7 protein-coding genes are annotated in these 13,112 nt (G+C 44.3%); 4 read left to right on the top strand and 3 right to left on the bottom strand.

Features of this window, described 5'->3' with window-relative positions:
* Positions 1–103 precede the first annotated feature (103 nt).
* From ABIB39_RS08475 to ABIB39_RS08485, 3 genes are read left to right on the top strand one after another with little or no spacing between them, the layout of a single operon-like run.
* Positions 104–442: a PadR family transcriptional regulator gene (locus ABIB39_RS08475; RefSeq protein ID WP_354429012.1), complete on the top strand. Its 339-nt coding sequence runs from the start codon at positions 104–106 to the stop codon at positions 440–442.
* Entirely contained in the window at positions 439–1,110 is a 672-nt protein-coding gene (locus tag ABIB39_RS08480; protein ID WP_354429013.1) for a hypothetical protein, read from the top strand. Before ABIB39_RS08475 ends, ABIB39_RS08480 begins: the two co-directional genes overlap by 4 nt.
* Before the next feature lies 1 nt (position 1,111).
* Positions 1,112–1,294 carry a hypothetical protein gene (locus tag ABIB39_RS08485; protein ID WP_354429014.1) on the top strand — a complete coding sequence of 61 codons (183 nt, stop codon included), beginning with the start codon at positions 1,112–1,114 and terminating at the stop codon, positions 1,292–1,294.
* A gap of 53 nt (positions 1,295–1,347) precedes the next feature.
* On the opposite strand, the gene ABIB39_RS08490 is transcribed toward ABIB39_RS08485, so the two are convergent.
* The 3 genes from ABIB39_RS08490 to ABIB39_RS08500 form a co-directional block, all read right to left on the bottom strand.
* Positions 1,348–1,779: an aspartyl protease family protein gene (locus ABIB39_RS08490; protein ID WP_354429016.1), complete on the bottom strand. Its 432-nt coding sequence runs from the start codon at positions 1,777–1,779 to the stop codon at positions 1,348–1,350.
* An 85-nt stretch (positions 1,780–1,864) separates the two neighbouring features.
* Positions 1,865–4,126: a translocation and assembly module lipoprotein TamL gene (gene tamL / locus ABIB39_RS08495; RefSeq protein ID WP_354429017.1), complete on the bottom strand. Its 2,262-nt coding sequence runs from the start codon at positions 4,124–4,126 to the stop codon at positions 1,865–1,867.
* Positions 4,123–9,237 carry a translocation/assembly module TamB domain-containing protein gene (locus ABIB39_RS08500; RefSeq protein ID WP_354429019.1) on the bottom strand — a complete coding sequence of 1,705 codons (5,115 nt, stop codon included), beginning with the start codon at positions 9,235–9,237 and terminating at the stop codon, positions 4,123–4,125. The genes tamL and ABIB39_RS08500 overlap by 4 nt, the downstream gene beginning before the upstream one ends.
* Before the next feature lie 250 nt (positions 9,238–9,487).
* Between ABIB39_RS08500 and dnaE the strand changes: the two genes are divergently transcribed.
* A complete protein-coding gene (gene dnaE / locus ABIB39_RS08505; protein WP_354429021.1) occupies positions 9,488–13,072 on the top strand; it encodes a DNA polymerase III subunit alpha in 3,585 nt (1,194 codons plus the stop codon).
* Positions 13,073–13,112 lie beyond the last annotated feature (40 nt).

The following is a 13,112-nucleotide window of genomic DNA, read 5'->3' on the forward strand; positions in this document are numbered from 1 at the left end:
CCGAATGGTTTTTAAACGCTGTATATCTAAGGTTGTACACAAATGCCTTTTAAATTATATACATAATTTTCTTATGTATATAAAATTTGTTTACATTTGAAGTATGAGCACTAACCCATTGCTAAAAGGCAGCCTGCAAACTATTATTTTAAAGCTGCTGGAAGATAACGAGCAGATGTACGGATACGAGATAACCCAAAAGGTTAAAGAGGTATCTGAAGGTGAGATAATGCTTACTGAGGGCGCGTTGTACCCGGCACTTCATAAGCTGGAAGCGGATGGCTTCTTGGAAACCTTTACCCAGGTGGTTGATAACCGCGTACGTAAATATTACCGCTTAACCGAGCAGGGTGGCAAAGAGGTTACCAGCAAGCTTACCGAAGCACAGGCTTTTATAGACCAGTTGCAAACTTTGTTAAACCTTAAACCCGCCGCCAAATGAAACCTACGGACAAACAAATAGCAACTTTACAGCAGTACCTTAAAAAAACTTTTAAATACAAGGAGAGTCGTGAAGAGGTGATTGACCACATTATCTGCGCGTTAGCGCATCACCCTGATAACAGTAGTTTTGAAGATGCGGTAAATAACATAATCCGCAATGATTTTGGCGGGCACCATAACCTGGAAAAAGTAGAGAAGGGCATCAAAGAAGCTGTAAGTGCTGATACTTATAAACGCTTCCGTATATACCTTATTGATCTTTTACGTTTACCGGCGCTGCTTTACCTTGCTGGTTTAGCTATTGCTATCTATGCCTTTTATTCTATGGTTAACTTGCCGCCGCTGGTGTTAAAGGCATCTGTTTTAGTGGTGGTGTTTGTACCATCGCTTATAGCATTGTTCAGGTTTTTTTACATGGGTTATATTACCGGTGATAAGTCAAGATCGGTAAGAGATGTATTATTTGGCAGTATGGCCTGGGAGCCTATGGTTGTCTTCGGCTTAATTACTGTAAGCATACCCATGGCTTTTAATCATATCAATGAGATCTGGTCCGGCCATTATCCATCATTGACTACGCTATGTATGATGGCCGCCCTTGTGTACAATATCGGCATAATTAAGCTTTGCAAAAGCGAGGTGAAATTAATGAAAGAGGCGAATTAAGATGATACTCACACCAGAAGAACTGCAATGGGCAACAGATAGGATGAAGATCTATGATATCAAATACCAGGAGATCTACTACGAACTGTTCGACCATGTTATTACCGCTATTAAAGCTAAACGAATAAAAGGCACTGGCCTTTGCCCGCGCTTATGCTGGTATTGGTATTTTTTGCGGTGCTAAACCTAAGCGCTATAAACCTTTGCCACCGGGTTTTGAAGAAGGCGTAAGCTAATTTACTTCAACTTTAACGTCCCTTTGCCAAAATCAATAACGGCCTTATATTTCATTAGAATATCGCTGCCCAGTACTCCCAAAACTTCGGGGTGGCCCAGTTCGCGGTAGGCTACATTTATGGTAGATAGATTTAGTACTGCCACTTCCAGTTCAGGTATCAGCAGGTCGCCTATCCAGATATTCTCGATAACCGCGGTGGCCGACTCCATGGTATTGGTGCCTAAGCCTGTAGATAGCCTGTCACTTACAATAATTGCGGCTTGTTCATTTGCTGCTATCAGCAGTTGGTGGTCAAACGCCGTACGCGACGCTCCAGTATCTAATACCACTTTAAAAGGCTTGCCGAATATCACCACATCCAATAGCGGATGGAACCCATCGCCATGCAGATCAATAATATTAAGTGGAACGGATATCGTGTTTTTAGCCATTGGTTATACGGTAAGTAGGGATTAGACGAATCTAACCTCTTAATATTACAATCACTATCCCATTAGCTATCGGGACAGTAATTGTTTAGAACGGATAACCGATAGCGATATTCAAAATAGCATTTTTAAAACTTGGGCTTATAGACCGTGACCCGGTTACATCAGCATAAGGCCTCATAAGCGGGAAACCAAGATCGGTACGCAGCACCAATATGGTGGCATCAAACCTTAAACCTACACCCGCATCAACCGCTAATTGTGTTAAAAACTTAGGGCCAAATGTACCGCCGGCCTGGTGTGGCTTAGCGTTCCAGATGTTACCTGCATCAGCAAATAAAGCACCGTAAACAATGCTGAATAGCTTTTGGCGATACTCAATATTTGCCTCCAATTTTATGTCGCCGCTTTGGTCGGCAATAAAGCTATCTCCGCTAAGTGGAGTAGGGTCTACACTGCCCGGGCCTATTGACCGTGGCCTGAAGCCCCTTAAACTGTTTGGCCCGCCAATAAAAAATTGCTGGTTGTAAGGCAATATTGTTGAGTTACCGTATGGTAAACCAACGCCCACTAAAAAGCGCGTGGCAATTTTGCTGCCGACGCTTAGTTTGTGGAAAAACCTTATCTCGCTCTCTACCTTGGCGTATTGGTTAAATATGGTACCAAATAGTTTTTTCTCTTTACCAGCCAGCGTATCGGCACCGGTAATAATACCATAAAGGTTGTTGGACAAGCTTACCTTGCCGCGGAAATAAATGCTGTTGGTACGGTAATCTTCTGTGGTGTTATCATAAGTGTAAGCATAGCTTGGGCCTAATGTAAACTGAGGATCGATAACGTGTTTGAGCGACGGGTTGCGGTTGTTTGGGTTATTGATACTATCCCTGTATAAACTATCTACAGTACGTGGTTTTACAAAAGTCGCTTCCAGCAAATTTAACTCGTGCGTCTTATGCACGTTGGTTTTAAACTGATATCCGAATGATCCTGTAAACGAGTTAAGAGAGTATAGCTTTTGCCTCGTAACCGATGTGTATCCTAAAGATAACACCGTACGTGGTATATAAGCGTTTGATGAATTTAACTTGAACGGCGTTATTAGGCGCGGCCACGACAGGCTGGTTTGCACACCATATTGGAATACGTTAAAGCCGTTATTTTGCCCGCCTATCTGCACATCTGTACTACCAAATAAGGTTACGGTAAGCAACTCGCCACCTTTAAAGGCGTTGCGGTTTTTCCAGCTCAGGTTTATTTGTGTACCGGTATAATTTGCTGATGTGGTGCGGCCAATAATTTCTGCCTGTAGCGATTTGCGTTTGTAAGGGGTAAGGAAGTAATAAACATCCAGTTTTGGCGAATCGGGCGTTACATCTTCAAACCTGTTTTTGACATATCGGTATGGGCCTAAATTAATGAACCTGTTAAGTGAGTTATTGTGGGTAGTGCGGCTGTACGCATCGTTAGGGTGCAGTAGCACCGTATTTGCAAAAAGGTATGGCCTTGCTGTGTTACGCGGGTCTACAATGTTATACCAGCGGTAAGGCTTAGCCTGGTCAAGCTTTAAGGAAGTATCCCGCAAAGAGTAGTTCGGGTAAATGTATATATTACGAATGGTGTAAATTTCGCGGGCACGCTCCGGTGTTGTTTCCTTGATCTTAACCAACAGGTCTACCTTGTGGGTATCTACCGTACTATCAACCTTTACTATCAGTTGTTCGGGCGAGAAGAAGAAGAATCCTTCATCCTTCAAACGCGTATCAATACGGATGCGTTCTGATTTAATAACGTCCAGATTATACTTATCGCCTGTTTTTAATAGTGTACCAGCCTGAGCGCCTTTAATAGCGGTATCTAAATTATTATCTGTTGCACCAGGGAAAGTTATATTACGAATGGTATATGAAGGGCCGGGCAACGCTGTGAACACAGCCGAAGCGGTTTTCTTTTTACCAACAGTATCGCCACTAACCGCCGCCTGAAAATAACTTTCGTTTTGCAGGCGGTTAATCATGATCTCGCTATTTTTTGCAAGGTCTAACTGACTTACATACACAGGGGGTTCGCCATATTTGCTCAAGAATTTTTGGATAAAACCATGGCGGGCTTTTGTTTTATAATATAACCAAAGTTTAATGCGCATGCCCAGTAACGACGCATTTGGTTTAGGGCGTATCAGCGTTTTCATTTCGGCACTAAGCGCTTTCGCATCACCTTTTGATATGTTCTTGTCATCAACCTTTACGGTACCGCCGGTGTATAATTTTTCACCCTCGGGTACATATTTGGTGGTACTACAAGCGTTTAAAATTATGGCCAGCGATAGTAAATAAATTATCCGTTTTATCATAAGGTAGTGGTCTGGGTCTTAGTTCTGTCTTCTTTAGCTTTTTCTTGCGAGGCTTTTTCCTGTTCGTCTTTAACTTTCTGCTCCTCTTTGTATTTCTTGCGCATCGCTTTCTCTTCTTCGGTACGTTTACGGAAGATCTCGCGGAAACGGTTATAGTCAACTGTTAATGAGAAGCCTAAACCGGTCTCTACGATCTGGCCCTGTATAACCACAAACTCATCTTTACGGTATGCACGCAAAGTGTAACGGCCGTCTTTACTCAACTTGTAATTTACCGATACGTTACCCGCTATATTAGAGGCTTTTTGCCCCTGTTGCGCGCCCTCGAGGTTAAAGTTATTGCCAATCGATACCGTAAGTCTGTCGTTGAGGAACCTTTTAGATAGCCCCACGTTTAAATCTGTTCGGTTAGTTGCCGTGCCGGATGAATAGTCCTGCCCGGATGTTAAACCGAAGTTCAAATCTACACCAGATATTAAACCGCCTGCAAGGCTGTTTAATTGGTCGGTTAATAAGCTGCTTACGCTGTTGCGGATAGCACCCTGCACACCTGCACTACCGCCCTGGCTTTGCAGCGGGTTATCGCCAATAAAATGGCCCAGTACCAATACGCCAAGCACTTGTTTGTTCAACTCGTTAGGGTCTTGTCTTATTTGCGACAGGCGGGTTTCAACAGTGTTAGTTACTTCGGCAGCAACGTTGTAATTGCTATCCGGCAAGGTAATGTCAAAGCTGATGTTTGGTTTCATCAACTCGTTACGTAAGTTAAGATTTACGTTGAACGGTAGTTTTTGTTTGTATTGGGTAGAATTCTCGTCGCTAAGTTGGTTCGCTACCAGGTCTATCGGCGGCACGTTGGCTACATAGATAGCAGTCAGGTCTATATTCGCGCTGGTTGGGTCGCCCGTCCAGGTAATAGTACTGCCCTGTTTAAAGTTAAACTTACGCGATACGGTGGCGTACGATAAATTGTACGATCCGCGGTTTACAATGTATGTACCAGTTAAACTGGTTTTGCCGCTTGGGTCTATGCCGCCGCTTAAGTGTGCTTCGCCCAAAAGTTCAACCACGTCACCATTACGCTCATCTATCACAATGTTAAATTTGGCATTTTTATCGATGTTAACAGTGGCGTTCACATCAAGCCCGGTAATCTCCGATTTTTTTAACGAATCCAATTGGCGCGCCACTAATATCGAATCCATTTTCGGGTCTCTCGAGTTCCAGAACTCCACAACACCTTTACGGTCTTCAACGCCCGGATCGCTGGTTGGCAGCACAAATACCATATCCGTTTTATCGTTTACGTTAAGGGTTGCATCAACCACCGGCTTAGCCATATCGCCACGGATCTTGATATCGGTATCCATATACAGCTTACCGTAAAATAATTTGTTATCTGCCTTGGTAGAATTTATCGCGCGGAAGTTGTTGGCTTTTATGTTCATGCCAAACTTAAAGTCGGTATAGGTTTTGGTGTACACCGAACCCGATACGATCGCCTTGTTGCCGGTAGAATCCACTAAAGTAAAGTCGTTAAAGCGGATGCCTTCATCATTAAACGTAATACTCTCCTGCGGCATGGTGAAGTAGGAGTTAAGCATGCTCACATTAAACCCAACCTTAGTAAAATTGATGTTCCCCCGCACGGCCGGCGCGGTGGTGGTCCCCGTTATTTTTAAGTTACCGGTGATATTACCGCTCGAGTTTTTGATTGCACCAAAGCTAAAACCTTCAATGCTCTTCACTCCCAGGTTAACGATGTTCAGGTTCATGTCAAACCTGCTTTCGGGCAGGGTATAGTAAAAGCCATTCAGGTCAACCTGGTTGCCACGGCCGGTTATGCTCATTTGGGCGGCATAAGTGTTAGCGGTTTGGTTGTTCACTTTCAGTGCGATATTGCCCACCGTATCGCCTTTAAAGCTAAAGTCGTTAACGTTAAGTGCCGCGGTAAATACCGGTGATTTCTGGAAGTTGCTAACCTCGGCGTTACCGTTAATGGTACCGCCAACCAACAACGAATCTTGCTTAGCCAGTTTGGTTAAGGTTTCGATACGGAAGTTTTTGAAATCGATATTTATTGGCCCATTGTACTGGCCGGATGTTGTATTGGCGCTTAGTACCTGGTTGGTGTTAGATATACTAAAGTTACGCGCCAGGATCCCCTTGCCGCCAAACATCAAAGCGTTGTTTGGGTTAACCGACCATGCTGTATAATCGAGTAGCAAGCCGTTCTCCAAAAAGCTGAACTGGTATTCATTTGGCATGGCGCTGAATTGGCCTGCAATGCGATAACGCTCTTTCTTTGCAGCGTCCCTAACTTGCAGGCTGATACCCATTTTATTATTCAGGGCGCTGCCAGATACGCTGGTGAACAACAAATCGAGAGATGAGCCTACTTTTATTTCGTCAACAGTTAGGTTATAGTTTAAAGCGTTACTGGTATTAATAGCAAGCTTTAGGTTGTTAACCGTATTGGTGCCATAAATTACCTTTGGTGCCAATCCGTTTACGATCAACTCGCCGGTGGTGCTGTTAAAGCGGCCGTTAAATAATACCGGGTCAAGCTGTTTCAGGTCGGGTACAAATTGGGTTACCAACGGTGTTTTAACCAAACGGGCGTCAAAAGTAAATTGCTGCGGTAAATATTTAACTTTAACACGAGGTGTTTTGCTGCCCAGGCTGGTGTTGTAATATTTATCAACCACATCCTGTATGGCCGGCGCAATTTGGGTTAGCTTATACTTGCCCGCCATGTGAGCGTAAAACATAGGCGCTTTTAAATACAATGTGCTGCTATCGGCCGTAGCTGTAGATATCAGGCTTACGGTATCCAATTGGATGCGCTGACCGTTGTTGTTTACAATAAGATCGGTAGCTAATATTTTGGCGTTTAAATAATCCGGGTCGGCAGTTGGCACATCAGCAATAATTTTACCGTGGAAACGCATAGGATTAGCCGTGAAATGCAATTTCTGCAGATCGATGCTATCCACCGAAAGTGTGGCATTAACCGATGGATATTTTTTGTTCATGTTAGCCTTTGCAGCCAAACTAAAGTTGATGTTTGGGTCTTTCATACGGGCCTTGGCTACGTAGCTGCCGTTGCGGGCGGTACCGTTCATCACTAAATTGCGATAGGTATAACCTTTTACATTTGCGCTCACAACATCGCCGCTAAACTTAAGGCTGGCAGTTTTTGGGTCGAGGCCGGTACCGCTGATGTTGGCCTTCATGGTTACAAAGCCAACCATTTGCGGCTGCTTGGTTAAAGCGCCTACGTTGAGGTTATTGGCTTTGATATTAGCCGAGTATGTTTCGCTGCCTTTGCGTTTACCGCTCTTCATGGCGGCCACCAGGTCAACCGCACCATAGCTGCTGCGCAGGGCCATTTTAGTGTTAAAGTTTTTCATGCTGCCTTTAAAGGTGCCTTTCAGGTCCATGTTTTCGGGCACGCTCACATTTGGTGGGATGGTGCCTTTTGGTACCAGGCGGGCAATATCATTACGCGTAGTGCGGAAATCATTAATGGTAACATCAAACACCGAATTTTCTACATTTGGCAAGCCGCGCATGTTGGCAGTTGCTTTCACATAAGTGTTGCCAAAGCCGCTGATCTCGATATTCGGGATATGCAGGTTATCTACCGTGCCGTTAACTTTTCCGTTTATCTTAATGGTCGAATTTGGCGATGATTTAAAAGGCTCCATAGAGGCCCTGGTAGGCATCAACAGCAATACATCGCGTAAACCAAGCTTGCTGCCGTCTAAATTGGCGTTGATGCTTAGTTTGCCCAGGTTATTAGTAAGCGATTCGATAGATGGGTAACCAACCTGCAGGTCCTTCTGAATAACCGAGCGCGGGGTCTGTACCAGCAGGTCTTTCAGATAAGCATTCTTTGGCCCATAGAAGAACGTAGTGTGGAATTTATCTATAGCCAACCCGCTTTTTTCAGTGAACGTAAAAGAGTTGATCCGGCCCGACAAACTATCGGTTGCGTAGGCGATATTCTCGGCATTGGCGTTCAAGTTTTTGATGTTCATGTGCGCAAAATCCAAACCGCGGGGTATCGGTTTTTGCGCGTCATTATCAAACTTGACATTGTTATTGGCAAAGATCACTTTACCCAGATTGGCGCTCCAGCCTTTAGCCTGTGTCCTGGAGGTAAGGGTATCTATTTTTTTGATGGTTTTCTCTATAGCCTTGGTAACGGTGGCCGGCTTAGCAAAGCTTAAACCTGCGTTTGTATTGGCCAACTCGATAGATTTGATGCCCACATGCTGGTTCTTCATGTCTATCTTATCCATGTTTACCAAAAACTTACCCAGATCAACCTTGGCGGCCATTTCGCTGCTTTTGTAATCAACCTTAACTTTGTCTATGTTGATCTCGCCCAGGGCAATGTCCATATTTAATGGCTTGGTAGCGGTGTCAATAGTAGCAGCTTGTTTTATGGATGAACCGGCGGGCGTTTGGATAATCCTGGCATTCACCCCACTTAAGTTAATTTTTGGAATGGTGAACTTCATCTTATCCAGGTCGAAATCCTTAATGCGGGTATCAAAGTGGCCCAGCAAAAATTTAACGTCGTTGCCTGTAGTTACATCTTTGTATTTTATATTTATCCTATCGAGGATGATCTTATCCAGCGAGAACTTCATGGTAGAGGTAGTGTCCTCGGGTTTGACCTCTTTTTTTTGCTCGCCCACAAAGGCTTTAATAATATAATCGAAGTTAAAAAGGCTATCCGGCCCCCGGCTGATATTTGCGGTAATGCCTTCCAAGTTAATCTCATTTATTTCAACTTTGCTTTTCAACAGCTTAAGCATTGAAATATCTACCTTCAGTTTATCACCGGCAATAAGGGTGTCTTTTTTTTGATCCTCAAAGTAAACATCTTCAAGCACCAGCATTTTAGGCAGGCCCAAGCTAATGTGGCCTATCTCGACTTTTGTGTGGATTTTATTTTGCAAAAAAGTCACAGCCTTGTCTTTAGCAAAATTTTGCACGGCGGGTACTTGTATCAAAATAACTACAAGCAATATCAAAAAGATGACACTCGCAATTATCCAAAGAATTGTTTTAAGGGCTATACGTCCAAATCGTTCCAAATTCGTAAAGGTTAGGGTGTCTACTTTTAGTTGTGCAAATTATGTGCTAAAAACTGTACTATACGCGTTTTTAACACATATATCCAGCTATTGTTTTTCTCTTATTACGATAATTTGACTATAAGTACGTTTATTTTAAAGGCAACATTAATGGCTTTGTAAATTAGCACCAATTTATCCACAACACTGCCCTAAGTTTTTGTTTTTTGATAAATTTGTATTCCACAGGATCAGCAGAAAGAGATAATACATGCCCGAATTTTCGCACTTACACGTACACACCCAGTTCTCGTTACTTGACGGTGCCGCCGATATATCAAAACTATATAAAAAGGCAGCAGCTGATGGTATGAAGGCCCTGGCCATTACCGACCACGGCAACATGTTTGGCGCATTCAAATTTGTGGCCGAAGCGGGTAAGCATAACGTAAAACCCATTGTGGGTTGTGAGTTTTATGTGGTTGATGACCGGCACAAAAAGCAATTTACCAAAGAGAAAAAGGATAAGCGTTACCACCAGTTAATGCTGGCTAAAAATGCCGAAGGCTATAAAAACCTCATCAAGCTATGCTCCTTAGGTTATATGGAAGGCCTTTACAGCAAGTGGCCGCGTATTGATAAAGAACTGATCCTGAAATACCATAAAGGCCTTATTGCTACTACTTGCTGCCTTGGTGCATCGGTACCACAAGCTATATTGCGCGATGGCGAAGCCGCTGCCGAAATAGAGTTTAAATGGTGGCTTGACCTGTTTGGCGAAGATTTCTACATAGAGATGCAACGCCACGACATCCCCGAGCAAAACACCGTTAACCTGGTGCTGGCTAAATTTGCCAAGAAATACAATGTAAAAGTTATCTGTTCAAATGATTCGCACTACGTGGATCAGCAGGATAGTAACGCCCACGACATTTTGCTTTGTGTAAACACCGGCGACTTGCAAAGCACACCCATAGCTACAGACGAAGAAGGCGGCAAAGGCTACCGCTTTGGCTTTACCAACGACCAGTTTTATTTTAAAACACAGGCCGAAATGGGCAAGCTGTTCAGCGATATCCCCGAATCGCTTGATAACACGCAGGAGATTGTTGACAAGGTAGATGTACTTAAACTGAAAAGGGACATCTTGCTGCCCAACTTTGTTATCCCCGAAAAATTTAAGATTCACACCACCGCAGATGCCGATACGCTAAATCAGTGGGAATACCTGAAGCACCTTACCTACATGGGTGCCAGGGAAAGATATATAGACATAAGCCCCGAGGCTGAGGAGCGGATAGAATTTGAGTTGTTCACCATCCGTACGATGGGTTTTGCCGGTTACTTTTTAATTGTGGCCGATTTCATCAGGCATGGCCGCGATATTGGCGTGTTCATTGGTCCCGGCCGTGGATCAGCTGCAGGATCTGTGGTGGCTTATTGTACCGGGATCACCAATATCGACCCGTTAAAGTATAACCTACTGTTCGAGCGTTTCCTGAACCCGGACAGGAAGAGCATGCCCGATATAGATACGGATTTTGATGATGCAGGCCGACAAAAGGTTATCGATTATGTGGTTGATAAATATGGTAAGAACCAGGTAGCGCAGATCATCACCTACGGCTCTATGGCCGCCCGTACCAGCATCCAGGATGTGGGCCGTGTATTGGATATGCCACTGAGCGACGTGAATGCCATGAAAAAGCTGGTGCCCGAAACGTTGGGGATCAACCTAAAAACGGCTATTGAGCAGGTGCCCGAATTGCAGGCCATCTACAAATCAACCGATTTGAAGGGAATTGTGCTTCGCGAAGCTGAAAAACTTGAAGGATCGGTACGTAATACCGGTGTACACGCCGCAGGGATCATCATCGCGCCGTACGATCTAACCGAGATCGTCCCGGTTGCTACCGCTAAGGACTCCGACCTGCTGGTTACCCAGTATGATGGTCGCGTAATTGAGGATGCCGGTGTAATTAAGATGGACTTTTTGGGCCTTAAAACCCTTACCATTATTAAAGACGCATTAAGGCTGATCAAGCAAAACCACGATGTACATATCGAGATAGATTACATCCCGCTTGATGATGAGCAAACTTATGAGCTTTACCAACGCGGCGATACAAATGGTACTTTCCAGTTTGAAAGCGATGGGATGCAAATGTACCTGCGTGACCTTAAGCCTGATAAGTTTGAGGATCTGATTGCCATGAACGCCCTGTACCGCCCCGGGCCTATAGAATACATTCCCAACTTTATAAAGCGTAAGCACGGGTTGGAGCCTATTGTGTTTGACCTTGCCGACATGGAAGAGTACCTGGGCGAAACCTATGGTATCACTGTGTACCAGGAGCAGGTGATGCTACTGTCGCAAAAGCTGGCGGGCTTTAGTAAAGGCGACGCCGACGTTTTGCGTAAGGCGATGGGTAAAAAGCAAATTGAGGTTCTTAATAAAATGGAAGCCCAGTTTATGGATGGGGCCATGGCAAAAGGCCACCCCAAAGATAAACTCATCAAAATATGGACCGACTGGAAGGCCTTTGCCCAGTATGCGTTCAATAAATCGCACTCTACCTGTTACGCTTTTGTGGCGTATCAAACGGCTTACTTAAAGGCGCATTACCCTGCAGAATACATGGCCGCGGTATTGAACAACCAAAACAACATGGAGAAGATCACCTTCTTTATGGAGGAGTGCCGCCGCATGGGTGTGGAAGTTTTAGGGCCCGATATTAACGAGAGTGATATGGCCTTTACTGCCAACAGGAAAGGGGTTATCCGTTTTGGTATGGCGGGTGTAAAAGGTGTGGGCGAAAAAGCGGTAGAAAGTATTATTGAGGAACGTGTTGAACGCGGGCCTTACAAAAGCGTGTATGATTTTGCTCAACGCTCCAACACGCGGTCGGTTAACCGTAAGGCTTATGAAAATTTGGTTTACGGCGGCGCGTTTGACGAGTTTGGGTTAAACCGTGCCCAATTCTTCGCCAAAACAGAGAATGGGATCTTGAGCGGGGTAGAACGCCTGATAAAATATGGTAATGATTACCAAAACACGCAAAGCAGTTCGCAATCATCATTGTTTGGTGGTTCGGTTGCATCTTACATCCCGGAACCTGCTATGCCCGAAGCTGAGGAATGGCCGCTGATAGAAAAGCTTAAATACGAGAAGGACGTTATCGGCATATACCTTACCGGCCACCCGCTTGATAACTTTAAGCTGGAGATGGATAAGTATTGCAATACCAGCATTACAGAATTGAAAAACATTCAGAAAGCACGGTCAGGCGAGGGTGGGGAAGAGGTGATGGAGAACCTGGCCAACCTGCGTAAACGTGGCGAGATCTGTATTGGCGGTTTGGTTGCAAATGTGCAGCATAAAACTACCAAAATGGGTAAGCCATTTGGTACGTTTGTTTTGGAGGATTATAACGAAAGCTACGAGTTTGCTTTTTTTGGTGAAGATTATGCGAAGTTCCGTAATATGATGGTGGATGGTTTCTTCCTGCATATTAAGGGCAGTATTGAAGAGAAATTTCGCCAGAAGGATAACTGGGACTTGAGGGTAACGGTGATTAGTTTATTATCCGAAATGAGGGATAAACTTACCAAATCACTTACCGTTTGCCTGGATGTAAAAGCATTGAACAACCAGTTATTGGATAACCTGATGCAGGTGATCACTACCAATAACGAAAAGTACCCGGCCAAGAGCTGCGCGCTTAAGTTTAAAATAAGGGACGGGGAAGAGGCTATGTATGTAGACCTACTCTCCAAATCGCACAAGGTAAGCCCAAGCGACGAGTTGATGGCCGATATTTTTAATTTAACGAACGCGCAGGCGGTGTTGATGTAAACCTAATTATTATGTAATTGCTGATAAAGCTAACATTAAA

Origin of the sequence: Mucilaginibacter sp. UYP27 (assembly GCF_040547175.1) — a bacterium.
Classification (GTDB): Bacteria; Bacteroidota; Bacteroidia; order Sphingobacteriales; family Sphingobacteriaceae; genus Mucilaginibacter.

Coding starts and splice junctions, on each gene's coding strand:
- ABIB39_RS08475 (WP_354429012.1), top strand. CDS start 104: ATGAGCACTAACCCATTGCTAAAAGGCAGCCTGCAAACTATTATTTTA.
- ABIB39_RS08480 (WP_354429013.1), top strand. CDS start 439: ATGAAACCTACGGACAAACAAATAGCAACTTTACAGCAGTACCTTAAA.
- ABIB39_RS08490 (WP_354429016.1), bottom strand. CDS start 1,779: ATGGCTAAAAACACGATATCCGTTCCACTTAATATTATTGATCTGCAT.
- ABIB39_RS08485 (WP_354429014.1), top strand. CDS start 1,112: ATGATACTCACACCAGAAGAACTGCAATGGGCAACAGATAGGATGAAG.
- dnaE (WP_354429021.1), top strand. CDS start 9,488: ATGCCCGAATTTTCGCACTTACACGTACACACCCAGTTCTCGTTACTT.
- tamL (WP_354429017.1), bottom strand. CDS start 4,126: ATGATAAAACGGATAATTTATTTACTATCGCTGGCCATAATTTTAAAC.